At 65.2% G+C, this 12,798-nt stretch carries 12 protein-coding genes; 10 read left to right on the top strand and 2 right to left on the bottom strand.

What is annotated here, in order from left to right:
• The first annotated feature begins 105 nt into the window (after window positions 1-105).
• The 4 genes from WDM94_11035 to WDM94_11020 all read left to right on the top strand — a co-directional run bounded on the left by WDM94_11035 (window position 106) and on the right by WDM94_11020 (window position 3,555).
• Window positions 106-1,008: a division plane positioning ATPase MipZ gene (locus WDM94_11035; GenBank protein MEJ0013137.1), complete on the top strand. Its 903-nt coding sequence runs from the start codon at window positions 106-108 to the stop codon at window positions 1,006-1,008.
• 63 nt (window positions 1,009-1,071) lie between these two features.
• The gene (locus WDM94_11030; GenBank protein ID MEJ0013136.1) at window positions 1,072-1,935 is read left to right on the top strand and encodes a division plane positioning ATPase MipZ; all 864 of its coding nucleotides are present in this window, start codon (window positions 1,072-1,074) and stop codon (window positions 1,933-1,935) included.
• 211 nt (window positions 1,936-2,146) lie between these two features.
• A complete protein-coding gene (locus WDM94_11025; GenBank protein ID MEJ0013135.1) occupies window positions 2,147-2,842 on the top strand; it encodes a VWA domain-containing protein in 696 nt (231 codons plus the stop codon).
• A gap of 5 nt (window positions 2,843-2,847) precedes the next feature.
• Window positions 2,848-3,555, top strand: a complete 708-nt coding sequence (locus WDM94_11020) for a DnaJ domain-containing protein (GenBank protein ID MEJ0013134.1) — start codon at window positions 2,848-2,850, stop codon at window positions 3,553-3,555.
• Between the two features lie 53 nt (window positions 3,556-3,608).
• Here the strand turns inward: WDM94_11020 and WDM94_11015 are convergent, their stop codons facing one another.
• A complete protein-coding gene (locus tag WDM94_11015) occupies window positions 3,609-5,108 on the bottom strand; it encodes a D-alanyl-D-alanine carboxypeptidase (protein MEJ0013133.1) in 1,500 nt (499 codons plus the stop codon).
• Window positions 5,109-5,477: 369 nt separating this feature from the next.
• On the opposite strand from WDM94_11015, the gene WDM94_11010 reads away from it, so the two are divergent.
• The 6 genes from WDM94_11010 (at window position 5,478) to WDM94_10985 (ending at window position 12,351) form a co-directional block, all read left to right on the top strand.
• Window positions 5,478-5,810 (top strand): phasin family protein, encoded by a 333-nt coding sequence (locus tag WDM94_11010; GenBank protein MEJ0013132.1) that lies wholly within the window; start codon window positions 5,478-5,480, stop codon window positions 5,808-5,810.
• A gap of 241 nt (window positions 5,811-6,051) precedes the next feature.
• Window positions 6,052-6,387 carry an ATP-dependent Clp protease adapter ClpS gene (clpS, locus tag WDM94_11005; protein MEJ0013131.1) on the top strand — a complete coding sequence of 112 codons (336 nt, stop codon included), beginning with the start codon at window positions 6,052-6,054 and terminating at the stop codon, window positions 6,385-6,387.
• Window positions 6,388-6,395: 8 nt separating this feature from the next.
• Window positions 6,396-8,825: an ATP-dependent Clp protease ATP-binding subunit ClpA gene (clpA, locus tag WDM94_11000; protein ID MEJ0013130.1), complete on the top strand. Its 2,430-nt coding sequence runs from the start codon at window positions 6,396-6,398 to the stop codon at window positions 8,823-8,825.
• An 85-nt stretch (window positions 8,826-8,910) separates the two neighbouring features.
• The gene (locus WDM94_10995; protein ID MEJ0013129.1) at window positions 8,911-10,422 is read left to right on the top strand and encodes a DUF1800 family protein; all 1,512 of its coding nucleotides are present in this window, start codon (window positions 8,911-8,913) and stop codon (window positions 10,420-10,422) included.
• Window positions 10,392-11,573: a DUF1501 domain-containing protein gene (locus WDM94_10990; protein ID MEJ0013128.1), complete on the top strand. Its 1,182-nt coding sequence runs from the start codon at window positions 10,392-10,394 to the stop codon at window positions 11,571-11,573. The genes WDM94_10995 and WDM94_10990 overlap by 31 nt, the downstream gene beginning before the upstream one ends.
• On the top strand, window positions 11,539-12,351 hold the full coding sequence (locus WDM94_10985; GenBank protein ID MEJ0013127.1) for a hypothetical protein: 813 nt from the start codon (window positions 11,539-11,541) through the stop codon (window positions 12,349-12,351). Before WDM94_10990 ends, WDM94_10985 begins: the two co-directional genes overlap by 35 nt.
• An 8-nt stretch (window positions 12,352-12,359) precedes the next feature.
• Here WDM94_10985 and WDM94_10980 read toward each other — a convergent pair whose 3' ends face one another.
• Entirely contained in the window at window positions 12,360-12,791 is a 432-nt protein-coding gene (locus WDM94_10980) for an HIT family protein (GenBank protein ID MEJ0013126.1), read from the bottom strand.
• Window positions 12,792-12,798 lie beyond the last annotated feature (7 nt).

Genomic DNA, 12,798 nt, shown 5'->3' with positions numbered 1-12,798 from the left:
CCGCGGCACAATCCGCCCGCGGCGCAATCGGCCGTTGACGGAATGTTGGCGTTTCTCGTCAAATATGGGGGCGGCAGTAGCGTCAGAGTAGCGGTGTCCGCCCCGATGGGCATTATTTCTCCGCCGTCCAAATCGGCTCACGTCATCGTCATCGGCAACGAGAAGGGCGGCTCGGGCAAGTCGACGACGGCCGTCAACATCATCGTCGCGCTGATGAAGGCCGGCCATCGCGTCGCCTCGATCGACACCGACAGCCGGCAGTTGTCGCTCACCCGCTACATCGAGAACCGCTCGCGCTTCGCCCGCAAGTCCGGGATCACGCTCGAGGTGCCGACGCATTTCTCGGCGCAGCTCGAGGAGGGCGAGGTGATCGCCGAGGTCGAGGCGCGCGAGTTCGCCGCCTTCGCCGAGATCATCGACCGCATGGGCGCGCGGTTCGACTTTGTCGTCATCGACACGCCCGGCAACGACTCGTACCGGATGCGCCTCAGCCACGCGATGGCCGACACGCTGGTGACGCCGGTCAACGACAGCTTCGTCGATCTCGACGTGCTCGGGCGCATCGACGGCGCCACCATGACGGTGCGGAACGCCAGCCAGTATGCCGAGCTGGTGCTGGAGACGCGGCGCAACCGCGCCATGGCCGGCCAGCCGCCGCTCAACTGGATCGTGGTGCGCAACCGCATCTCGACTCTCGCCAGCCGCAACCAGAAAAAAGTCATCGCCGGCCTGAAGGCGCTCGCCGCGATGCTCGACTTCCGTGTCGCCGACGGCATCAGCGAGCGGGTCATCTTCCGCGAATTTTTCCCGCTCGGCCTGACGGCGTTCGATCCGCTCGACCCGGCGGTGCTGGGTGTCCGCCCGACCATGTCGCACGTCGCGGCGCGGCGCGAGATCCGCGAACTGATCGAGAATCTCCGCCTGCCGGTGCGCTGGTCGGTTTCGGCGCCGGTGTCGGGCGCGCTTACCGCGACTCTTGTGGCAAACGCGCCGCTTCCCGCCCTCTAGAGCCTGTCGCCCGCCCGAATCCATGCCATGCTCCGCTTCGGGCTGGCTGGATCCGAGTTTCTCATGGCGCTTCCTCCGCGCACGCCAGGCCCCGCGCACGTCATCGTTCTCGGCAATGAGAAGGGCGGCTCCGGCAAGTCGACGACGGCGATGCACATCATCGTCGCGCTGCTGCAGACCGGCGCCCGCGTCGCCTCGATCGACACCGACGGCCGCCAGCGCTCGCTGACGCGCTACATCGAAAACCGCGCGCTCTGGAAGCAGAAGACCGGCCTTGCCCTCCCGCTGCCGACGCATTTCACCGTGCCGGTCGGCGAGGGCGACACTGTCGCCGACATCGAGGGCCGCGAGTTCCGCGCCTTCGCCGAAGCCGTCAGCCGCACCGAGTACGGCTTCGACGTCATCGTCGTCGATACGGCGGGCAGCAACACGTACCTGATGCGTGTCAGCCACGCGATGGCCGACACCCTGGTGACGCCGATCAACGACAGCTTCGTCGACTTCGACGTACTGGCGCAGGTCGATCCGGAGACATACGCGGTCAGGGGCACCAGCCACTACGCCGAGCTGGTCGCCGAAGCGCGGCGGCAGCGGGCGCTGATCGATCCGAGGCCAATGGACTGGATCGTGGTGCGCAACCGCCTGCAGGCGAAGGACACGCGCAACCGCAAGAAGCTCGGCACCGGGTTGGCGTCGCTCGCCGATCTGGTCGGATGCCGGATTGCGGAGGGCATCAGCGAACGCGTCGTGTTCCGCGAGTTGTTCCCGCGCGGGCTGACGGCGCTCGATGCGCTCGACCGGAAGACATTGGGATTGGAGCCGACGGCGTCGCATGTGGCGGCGCGGAAGGAGATCAGGCGGCTGTTGGCGGAGTTGAAGCTGCCGGTTGGGACACCTCTCCCTGAGGGAGAGGGCTTCAGCTCCTAAGAGCGGAGCGAGTTAGGGCTGAAGGGCGAGGGGTTAGGGACAGAAGTTTTGAGCGATGGGTCCCTAACCCCTCACCCCATTCGCCTAAGTTTCCCCGGATCAAGTCCGGGGTCACCAAGGCTCAAGGCCCTCTCCCTCAGGGAGAGGTGACTAACTAAGAGCGGTGCGCGTGGTTGCACCTTTCGCCGCAAACGCCACATATTCCGACAAGATGGCCGACACCAAGCGCACTCCCGCCAAGCCCACGACGACGCCCACCGGCGACGTGGCTGCCTTCCTTGCGGAGGCGCGGTCGCTGGCGCCGGCCAATGTGGATGGCCGCGGCCGGCTGATCTTCGCGCTCGACGCCACCATGAGCCGGCAGCCGACGTGGGACACCGCCCAGCGTCTGCAGGGAGAAATGTTCGAGGAGGCCGGCAAGGTAGGGTCGCTCGACGTCCAGCTTGTCTACTTCCGCGGCTTCAACGAGTGCCGCGCGTCGAAATGGGTGAGCGACGCGCGGGGCTTGCGCGACCTGATGACCGGCATATCGGTGCGCGCCGGCAATACGCAGATCGGCAAGGTGCTGGCGCACGCGCGCAAGGAGACCGGCAAGCGCAAGGTCAACGCGCTGGTCTATATCGGCGACGCGTTGGAGGAGGAGCTCGACACGCTCGCCGGCACGGCGGGCGAGCTGGGGCTCCTCGGCGTGCGCATCTTCATCTTCCAGGAGGGGCGCGACGCTGCCGTCGAGCGCGGCTTCCGCGAGCTGGCGCGGCTGTCACGCGGCGCCTATGGCCGGTTCGATCCGAATGCCGCCGGGCAACTGGCGCAGTTGCTGCGCGCCGCCGCGGTCTATGCCGCCGGCGGGCTGAAGGCGCTGGCCAGGAGCGGGGCGCCGCCCCTGCTCATCGAACAGCTCAAGTAGCGCCGATGTCCTATCTCATCGCCGGCGGCGTCACCTTCGGCATCCTGTGGGTGCTGGCACAGGCTTATGCCAACGCCGACGCGCGTGCGCTGGTGCGCAGCATCCGCTACGGCATCGGCGGGGCGGTGGCGCTGGTCGGGCTGCTCCTGCTGCTCACCGGCCGCTGGGGCGTCGGCGGCATACTGATCGCGGCCGGGTTCTCGGCGATCGCGACCGGCCGGCTCGGCCCGTTCGATCTCGGCGGCGGCGTGCGCCATGCCGGCACCGACTCCAGCGTCAAGACCGACTGGTTCGACATGCGGCTCGATCACGACACCGGCGCGATGAGCGGCGTCGTGCGGCGCGGCGAATTTGCCGGGCGCGGGCTCGACGATCTCAATGAGATTCAGTTGATGAAGCTTGCCGCGGCGGTTGCCGGCATCGCCGACAGCGCGGCGCTACTCGAAGCTTATCTCGACCGCCGGATACCCGGCTGGCGTGAAGACGTCGAGGGTGATCGAAACGCGGGGGCGGGCGGCGCGGCGAATGCGGGCGCCATGACTGACAAGGAGGCCTATGAGGTCCTTGGCCTTCTTCCCGGCGCCACTGAGGCGGAAATCCGGGCGGCTCACCGTCGGCTGATGAAGGCCGTGCACCCCGACCAGGGGGGATCGACGTTCCTTGCCGCGAAAATCAACCAGGCTAAGGACAGACTGCTCGACAACCATCACTAGGCCTACGCGTTACAAAACGACCTGAAGCGACTGTAAGGGAAAGTGGTTACCGGTCAGTCACTGACGGCGAGGCAGGAGAAAGATTGCCTGGCGAGATAGGCGCAGGCAGCGCGCGCCGCGTCCTTCGTCGCGAAGCCGGAGAAGCGGGCGCGGTAGAGCGTCGAGCCGTTGCGATCGACTGGCTCGGTGTACGGCGCGGCAGAAGCCAGCACCTTGCCGCCCTTGGCGAGCGCGCGGTCGAGGATGTCCTCGGCGCCGGCCTGCGTCGGCGCGGCGGCGATCTGGATGCGCCAGCCGGCCTTGGTCGCCGCCGGCGGAGTCGCGTCAGTAGCGTCGTCGTCATCGGCATTCGTATCGCCCTCGCCGGTATCGGCGACATCGGCCGCGTCAAGCGCGAACAGCGAATTGGCGCCGATCAGCGAAGCGACCGATGCGTTGGCGAACGGCGCCTGGGTCTCGGCCGGTGCGGCGTCGGCGACGGTTGTCGCGGCGTCGCTGGTCGAGGCGGTGACGTCGGCCGTGTCCGGCGCAATGTCGGCCCTGGCGACGACGATCGGCGCGTCGGTCGCGATCGGATCGAGCGTCGGGCGCGGACGGGGCAGCGGCACGTTGTTGGTCGCGACCGCGATCGCCGCATCGGGCTTGGTCGGCGCCGCGGACGGCTTGCCGGGGATCAGCCTGGCGACACGGGCGCCGCGGCTCGCCTTCGGCAGGTAGGTCGCCAGAAGGTCGGCCATGCGGTTGTCGCGCGCCTTGGTGCTCGAGCCGCCGAGCACGACGCCGACGACCAGGCGGTTGTCGCGGTCGATCGAGGAAACGAGGTTGAAGCCGGAGGCGCGGGTGTAGCCGGTCTTGATGCCGTCGATGCCGTCCATGCGCCGGAGCAGGCCGTTGTGGTTGCCGATGCGGCGGCCGTTCCAGACGAAGCTCGGCGTCGAGAAATAATCGTAGTACTGCGGGAAGTGTTCGCGCAGCGCGCGGCCGAGCGTCGCCATGTCGCGCGCCGAGGTCCATTGCTGGGCGGCCGGCAGGCCGGAGGCGTTGACGAAATTGGAGCGCGTCATGCCGAGCGCCTTCGCCTGGCGCGTCATGCGGGCGGCGAAGCTTTTCTCGCTGCCGCCGATGTATTCGGCGATGACCACGGCGACGTCGTTGGCGGATTTCGTCACGATGGCGAGGATGCCGTCGCGGACGCTGATCGAGCTGCCCGGCTTGAGGCCGAGCTTGGAGGGCGCCTGCGCGGCGGCGTAGGCCGAAATCGGCATGCGGGAATCGAGCGTGACCCTGCCGGATGCCAGGGCATCGAACAGCAGGTAGAGCGTCATCATCTTGGTGAGTGAGGCCGGATGGCGCTGGGCATCGACGTTCGACCCGTACAGCACCTTGCCGGTCTTGGCGTCGACCACGATGGCGGAATTGGGCACGGCGGCAGCGCTCGTTTCGAGCGTCGCACCGAGACCCATGATCAGCACTGCCGCGACTGCAAAGGCCTTGAGGACCGAACGCCGGAAATCAAGTCGCAACCGCGGAAGCGCGCCTCTACGCTTCAGCATGAAAATCCTGCTCCGCACCTTACCGGCGTGCCCAGCGCCGGTATCCGCCTAATTCAAACAAGCCGGCTGCTTCGGACACGCATTCACGATTGGGTTTTGCCCCGTGCCGCCATCGGCGGTTTTACCGAGAATGCCGACTGTCAGTAGCGGGCGCCGTCCCTTGCGCCCTGCCGGCCATCACGAAATACGGACAGTATGGAAGGGCCGTTACGTTTCCGTAAAGCGCATTTGGGCCACACGTACCCGCCATTTTTCCGGGGTATTTGTGCGGTGCACAAATTCATTTGACATTAATTGGTGCGGTGCACATATGTCGCGCCACAAGGGAATTCGCCGGCTTCCGGCGCCCCAGACAAGGACACCACCCGTATGAGCAATGCCTTCGATTCAATCCAGAGTTTCGGCAAGGACAACGTCGATACCGCCCTCAAGGCCGCCGACGCCGTCACCAAGGGCTTCCAGACGATCGCCACCGAGGCCGCCGACTACTCCAAGCGCAGCTTCGAGGCCGGCACCGCCGCCTTCGAGAAGCTCGCCGCCGCCAAGAGCGTCGACACCGTCGTCGCCCTCCAGCAGGACTTCGTCCGCACCGCGTATCGGGGCTACGTCGGGCAGGTCACCCGCTTCGGCGAAATCTTCTCCGACATGGCCAAGAGCGCCGCGGCGCCCTACCAGTCGCTCTACGGCAAGTTCGGCAAGTAAGCCGCTTCGCCTCTGCTAACCATTGCCGAAGGGCCTGGCGGGAACGCCGGGCCCTTTCGCTTTTTCGGCACGTCTACAAAACGGCGCCGGACCACCTACATTAACTGTCAATCGCGCCCACCAGCGCGTCCTACCCGACTGCGCCATCTGTTCGCTCATCAATAATTTGATTGGCGGCGGATTGCGCTACCGCCGGTTTCTCGGCAGGATTCCAAGCGGATCGGTAACCACGCACGCGTCAATGAGCAATTCGATTCGCCCACCGAGCTTCGAAGACGACGATTCCGGAACCGGAATCGCCACCAAGACACGGCCGAAGACAAAACGGCCCGCGCTCTACCGGGTGATTCTGCTCAACGACGACTACACGCCGATGGAGTTCGTGGTTCTGGTCCTCGAGAAATTTTTCCAGAAGGGACGCGAGGAGGCGACCCATATCATGCTGCATGTGCATCAGCATGGCGTGGGGGAGTGCGGCATCTACACCTACGAAGTCGCCGAGACCAAGGTGACGCAGGTGATGGACTTCGCACGCAAGCACCAACATCCGCTACAATGCGTGATGGAGAAAAAGTGAGGTCCTAAGTGCCGTCATTCTCCCGCAGTCTGGAAAAGGCCCTGCATCAGGCGCTGTCGCTCGCCAGCGAACGCCATCAGGAATACGCAACGCTGGAGCATCTGCTCCTGGCGCTGCTCGAGGATCAGGATGCCGCCGCCGTCATGCGCGCGTGCAACGTCGATCTCGACATGCTCCGCCGCAACCTCGTTGAATACATCGACACGGAGCTGGCGAACCTCGCTACCGGCGCCGACGAAGACTCGAAGCCGACCGCCGGCTTCCAGCGCGTCATCCAGCGCGCGGTGATCCACGTCCAGTCGTCGGGCCGGGAAGAAGTCACCGGCGCCAACGTGCTGGTCGCGATCTTCGCCGAGCGCGAGAGCCACGCCGCGTACTTCCTGCAGGAGCAGGACATGACCCGTTACGACGCGGTCAACTACATCAGCCACGGCATCGCCAAGCGCGCCGGCATGAGCGACGCGCGCCCGGTGCGCGGCGTCGACGACGACGCGGCGACGGTCGAGGACCGCGCCGACCCGAAGAAGAAGGCCGACGCGCTCGAGGCGTACTGCGTCAACCTCAACGACAAGGCGAAGAAGGGCCGCATCGATCCGTTGATTGGCCGCTCCTCCGAGATCAGCCGCACGATCCAGATTCTCTGCCGCCGGCAGAAGAACAATCCGCTGCTCGTCGGCGACCCCGGCGTCGGCAAGACGGCGATCGCCGAGGGCCTCGCCAAGCGCATCGTCGACGGCGACGTGCCCGACGTGCTGCGCAAGTCGACCGTGTTCTCGCTCGACATGGGCACGCTGCTCGCCGGCACGCGTTACCGCGGCGATTTCGAGGAGCGCCTCAAGCAGGTGATCAAGGAGATCGAGGAGTTCCCCGGCGCCATCATGTTCATCGACGAGATCCACACCGTGATCGGTGCGGGTGCGACGTCGGGCGGCGCCATGGACGCATCGAACCTGCTCAAGCCGGCGCTCGCTTCGGGCTCGATCCGCTGCATCGGCTCGACCACCTACAAGGAGTACCGCCAGTTCTTCGAGAAGGACCGGGCGCTGGTCCGCCGCTTCCAGAAGATCGACGTCAACGAGCCGACCGTCCCGGACGCCATCGAGATCCTGAAGGGCCTCAAGCCGTACTTCGAGGAGTTCCACCGCGTCCGCTATACCGCCGACGCGATCAAGTCGGCCGTGGAGCTGTCGGCCCGCTACATCAGCGACCGCAAGCTGCCGGACAAGGCGATCGACGTGATCGACGAGACCGGCGCCTCGCAGATGCTGCTGCCCGAGAGCAAGCGGCGCAAGACGATCGGCGTCAAGGAAATCGAAGAGACGATCGCGACCATGGCGCGCATCCCACCGAAGTCGGTGTCGAAGGATGACGCCGAGGTGCTGCGCCATCTCGACGAGTCGCTGAAGCGCGTCGTCTACGGCCAGGACAAGGCAATCGAGAAGGTGGCCTCGGCGATCAAGCTGGCGCGTGCCGGTTTGCGCGAGCCCGAGAAGCCGATTGGCTCCTACCTGTTCGCGGGTCCGACCGGCGTCGGCAAGACGGAAGTCGCCCGCGCGCTCGCCAAGGCGATGGGCGTCGAGCTCATCCGCTTCGACATGTCGGAGTACATGGAGCGGCACACGGTCTCGCGCCTGATCGGCGCGCCGCCGGGCTACGTCGGCTTCGACCAGGGCGGCCTGCTCACCGATGGCGTCGACCAGCATCCGCACTGCGTGCTGCTGCTCGACGAAATCGAGAAGGCGCATCCGGACCTCTACAACATCCTTCTGCAGGTCATGGATCACGGCAAGCTGACCGACCACAACGGCAAGAGCGTCGACTTCCGCAACGTCATCCTGATCATGACGACCAACGCGGGCGCCGCCGATCTTGCCAAGCCGGCGATCGGCTTCGGCAAGTCGATGAAGGACGCCGACGACCAGGAAGCGATCAACCGGCTCTTCGCTCCTGAGTTCCGCAACCGCCTCGACGCGATCGTGCAGTTCGCCGGCCTGCCGCCGGAGATCGTCAATCACGTCGTGCAGAAGTTCGTGCTGCAGCTCGAGGCCCAGTTGGCCGACCGCGGCGTCACGTTCGATCTGTCGCCGGACGCGATCAAATGGCTGGCAGAAAAGGGCTACGACGAGCGCATGGGCGCGCGGCCGCTGGCGCGCGTGATCCAGGAGCACATCAAGCAGCCACTCGCGGACGAGGTGCTGTTCGGCAAGCTCAAGAAGGGCGGCACGGTCAAGGTCACCGTCAAGGAAGACGGCTCCGACCTGATCCTCGAGGCGCTGGAAGACGGCCCGGTGATGCCGAAGCCGGAACCGACGCCCGACGACGCGCCGAAGAAGAAGCGCGCGCCGCGCAAGCCCAAGGTCGCCGTCGCCAAGAAGCCGCCGGAAGGCGGCGAAGGCAAGCGCGGCCTGGTGCCGAAGGTGCCGTTGAAGACGAACTAGGCGGCGCACGCAGAATTAGAAAAGGGCGGTCCGATCGGACCGTCCTTTTCCGTTTTTGGCGCGCCCACGATACCCAAAATTGTAGATGGCAAAGCCACAGCATCCCGCTATGGTTGAGCGGGTTGCTGGTTGTTTCGGGGGAAACTGGATGGCGCTGGGACCATCGGACACGGCTCGGTTTGCGCGCAAGATCGGGTATGGCCTGCGTCCGGGCGAAGACCCTGCCGACATCGTCGAGTGGGCGCTCGCCCAGCTTTCCGCCGTGCCGCCGCCGGTAGGAATTGCGCGGCGCGCGGGTCCGAAGATCGTCCCGTGGCCCGAGGATCAGATTTGGGATCTCGAAAAGCTGGTCATCAACATCCTGGCTTACCGCGCCGGAATGGACGTTCTGGACCGGAAGCTGGAGAATAACAGCACGGAATACGGCATCGGCCGCTACAAGCTGCAGACTGAACACAGCGCGGTCAGGTTCGACATCCTCAGGCATTGCCATCAGCCGCTCTATTCAGCGGCGCCGGTGTTCGAGCGCTTTGCCAATTTCTGGCGCAATCACTTCACCGTGGGGGACGGCAACAAGGCCAACGATCTCGCCGAGCATATGGTCGATCACGCGATCAAGGCGAACATGCTCAAGACGTTCGCCGACATGCTGTTCGCGGTGACATCGCACCCGGCCATGGTCAGCTACCTCGACAATATCTATTCCATCGGGCCGAACTCATCCGAAGGACGCGGCAAGAAGGCCGGGGGGTTCCAGTCGAACATCAATGAGAATCTCGCGCGCGAGCTGCTGGAGCTGCACACGGTCTCGCCTGTCGCTGGCTATGCACAGGAGGACGTGACGGAGACAGCCAAGGTCCTGACAGGGTGGGGATACGTCTACGAACTGCCCTCTGAGCAACCCAAGCGCGACAAGTCGCAGGCGTTTTTCCCGCAAAGGCACGAACCGGGCGAGAAGGTCGTGCTGGGCCAGAAGATCCCGGCCGGAGAAGCCGGCCTGCGCACGCTGACGGATTTTCTCGCGGCGAAAACCGAGACTATCGATCACGTCTCGAAGAAGCTCGCGCGGCATTTCATTCGCGAAGAGCCGACCGACGCTGACGTTGCCGCCATCGCGGATGCCTGGAAGACGGGCGGCGGCGATCTGCAGACGATCCATCGTGCCGTGGTCGAGCGCGCGGCGAGCGAGCTGGATGCGCGGAAATTCCAGCAGCCGGAAGCGTGGCTGTTCCAGATGGCGCGGACGTCGGGTGCAAATCCGTTCCTCGGCTTCGACGAGGTCGATGAAAAGAAGATGGACCCATACGAGCGCGACGCGGAGACGATGTTGCGCGAGCTCGGCCAGTTCGATTGGGCGTCGCGTCAGCCGGACGGATTCTCCGATGCGAAAGCGGACTGGGTTTCACCGGAGCACATGGAGCGTCGTGTCCGCTTCTCCGACCTTATCGGGCGCGGCGGTGCACTGCTCCTCGCGGCGCCGGCGATCGCAGACCGGGCAGCAGCTGGCCCGAGCACGCGCACGCTGATGGCAACGGAGACGTCGTTGTCGGCGCAATTCATTCTTCTGTGGTGCAGCCCGGAATTCACGGAGGCCTGATCATGATCTCACGGCGCGAATTCTTGGCAATGGGATCGGCGAGCGTGTTCTACGCGGGCTTTCCGGCGCGCGGGTTCGCCCAGACGCGCGACCTCGGCAAGATCGCCGTGATCATTCTGGAAGGCGGCATGGATGGCCTGGCCGCCGTGCCTGCGATCGGCGACCCTTCGCTGGTCAAGGTGCGAAACGGCCTGATCTCGTCCTCGCCGATAAAGATCAATCCGTTTTTCGGCCTGCATCAGAACTTCGTCAACTTTGCCGAAATGCTGGCAAACAACGAAGCGGCGATCGTGCACGCCACGTCGATCCCCTACATCAATCGATCGCACTTCGAGGGGCAGAACCTGATGCAGTCGGGCGGGACCAATCCGTTCGCGCTGCCGACCGGCTGGCTCGGCCGGACCCTCGATCTTGTCGGCATACCCGGAAAGGCGCTGGCGCTCGACATGCCGCTCATCATTCGCGGCGGCTCGGATCTCGACAACCTTTTCCCCGCCAACCTTCACGGAACCCTCGACCTCAAGGGCGGCATGATGAAGGCGCTTGCGGCTAGCTACGATGGCGACGTCGCCAAGGCCTACACCAAGCTCTACGAGCGCGCCGACAGCCAGACCACGGAGGCCAAGCGGCGCGAGGCGCCGGCGCTGGCTTTCAAAGCGGGCCAGGAGATGGCGAAGCCCGGCGGGCCGAACGTCTCGGTGATCCGGCTCAACGAATTCGACACGCATTCCAATCAGGGCCGCGACGACGGTCGTCTGCCGCGCCTCTTCTCGACCATCGACGAGATATTCAAGAACTACAAAGATGGCCTCGGCGCCGCATGGAAGGATTCGATCGTCCTGACGCTCACCGAATTCGGGCGCACGGTGCGCGAAGACGGCAGCGAAGGAACCGACCATGGCTATGGCACCTGCGGGCTGTTGGCAGGCGGCCTGCTGAAGCGCGCGAGCGTCCTTGCCGACTGGCCGGGTGTCGGCGCGAAGGAGATGTTCCAGGGCCGCGACCTTGCGGCGACGCTGGATTACCGCGCCGTATGCGCCGCCGCCATCGAGGCGGCATTCCGGCTGCCCCACGACGAAATCGCCGAACGCATTTTCGGCGCCCCGAAACTGGCCCATGTCCATGACCTTCTTTTCAAAACCAATGCGTAGCCTTCTGCCACTCGCGCTGCTCACGGGCCTCGCGGCGACCGCCCCGGGTGGTGGCGCGATGGCCGCAGCCCCGGTGGACGACGCGAAGTGCGTTCAGGCTTATCTCGGCAACACCGCCTTCAGGCCCGGCGCGGCGACGGGCAAGCTCGACAAGAAGACGATCGCCGCGGCCGCGGCGTTGTCCGAGCAATTCGGCTTGGGCGACGCGCTGCCGCCGCTTTCCGGCGAAACGGTTAGCGCGTGGTGTGCCTTCACGACGTCAGCGAAAGGAGTCGAGGTTGCCGCTATCGGCCGGCTGCGTATCTATCCATCGGAATTGAAGCCGAAGGAGCCGGAAGCCGATCCCGGGGTTCCGAAACAATACGCCTTCAATTTCTCCAAGGTGAAACTGGGGCATGAGCTTGACGGCCGAGCCTGCAATTTCTCGCTCAGCCGGATTTTGGTGAACGAGAAGCAGACGCCGGATCTTATCGCCATCGGCAAGATATCAGTGCTCGACGGCAGAATTTCATTCACGAAGGGGCAGTGGCTTGTCGGAGGTACTGCCACTCCGGACAGCTTCGTCACGGCGAATATCGGCATCACCGACAAAGGCCTGCTGCTTGGCAAGATGCAGGTATTTCATATGTTCACCGATCCGGGCGAGCCGCCGCATGAGCCGGTGCTGGTGGCAATCAAGTCAAAGGTCGCTGTACCGGAGAACGCGGGCGGCCAGGCGTGGACGTTCGACCTGGATTCCGATACGCGCGGCGTGCTCGAACTCGGGGACTGCCACTAGAGGTTCGGTTAGGCTAGCGCCTTCCGTATCTTCTCAGCGTTCGCCGCCAGCACCTCCGGCCGCTCCATCCCGCCGGTATGCGGTTTGAGCAGCACGCCTTCCATGCGCGGGATGACGTGGAAGTGGAGATGGAACACCGTCTGCCCCGCCGCACCCTCGTTGAACTGCAGGATGGTGATGCCGTCGGCGGCGAAGGCGGCTTTCACCGCCCGCGCAACCTTCTGCACCGCCGGCATCAGCGTCGCGAACGTCGCGGGATCGGCATCGAGCAGGTTCCGCGACGGCGCTTTCGGCACGACCAGCGTGTGCCCCGCCGCCTGCGGCATCACGTCCATGAAGGCGACGACGGCGTCGTCCTCGTAGACCCTGGTCGAGGGAATCTCGCCGCGCAGAATGCGGGCGAAGATGTTGGTATCGTCGTAGGTCGGCTGAGACGGCATCGGACGG

This window comes from Bauldia sp., from assembly GCA_037200845.1.
GTDB lineage: Bacteria > Pseudomonadota > Alphaproteobacteria > Rhizobiales > Kaistiaceae > DASZQY01.
The sequence above is the reverse complement of the archived record's forward strand: the minus strand, read 5'-3'. Positions and strand labels throughout refer to the sequence as shown.

Coding starts and splice junctions, on each gene's coding strand:
- clpS (MEJ0013131.1), top strand. CDS start 6,052: ATGAGCAATTCGATTCGCCCACCGAGCTTCGAAGACGACGATTCCGGA.
- WDM94_11020 (MEJ0013134.1), top strand. CDS start 2,848: ATGTCCTATCTCATCGCCGGCGGCGTCACCTTCGGCATCCTGTGGGTG.
- WDM94_10995 (MEJ0013129.1), top strand. CDS start 8,911: ATGGCAAAGCCACAGCATCCCGCTATGGTTGAGCGGGTTGCTGGTTGT.
- WDM94_11035 (MEJ0013137.1), top strand. CDS start 106: ATGGGCATTATTTCTCCGCCGTCCAAATCGGCTCACGTCATCGTCATC.
- WDM94_10980 (MEJ0013126.1), bottom strand. CDS start 12,791: ATGCCGTCTCAGCCGACCTACGACGATACCAACATCTTCGCCCGCATT.
- WDM94_11010 (MEJ0013132.1), top strand. CDS start 5,478: ATGAGCAATGCCTTCGATTCAATCCAGAGTTTCGGCAAGGACAACGTC.
- WDM94_11030 (MEJ0013136.1), top strand. CDS start 1,072: ATGGCGCTTCCTCCGCGCACGCCAGGCCCCGCGCACGTCATCGTTCTC.
- WDM94_11015 (MEJ0013133.1), bottom strand. CDS start 5,108: ATGCTGAAGCGTAGAGGCGCGCTTCCGCGGTTGCGACTTGATTTCCGG.
- WDM94_11025 (MEJ0013135.1), top strand. CDS start 2,147: ATGGCCGACACCAAGCGCACTCCCGCCAAGCCCACGACGACGCCCACC.
- WDM94_10985 (MEJ0013127.1), top strand. CDS start 11,539: ATGTCCATGACCTTCTTTTCAAAACCAATGCGTAGCCTTCTGCCACTC.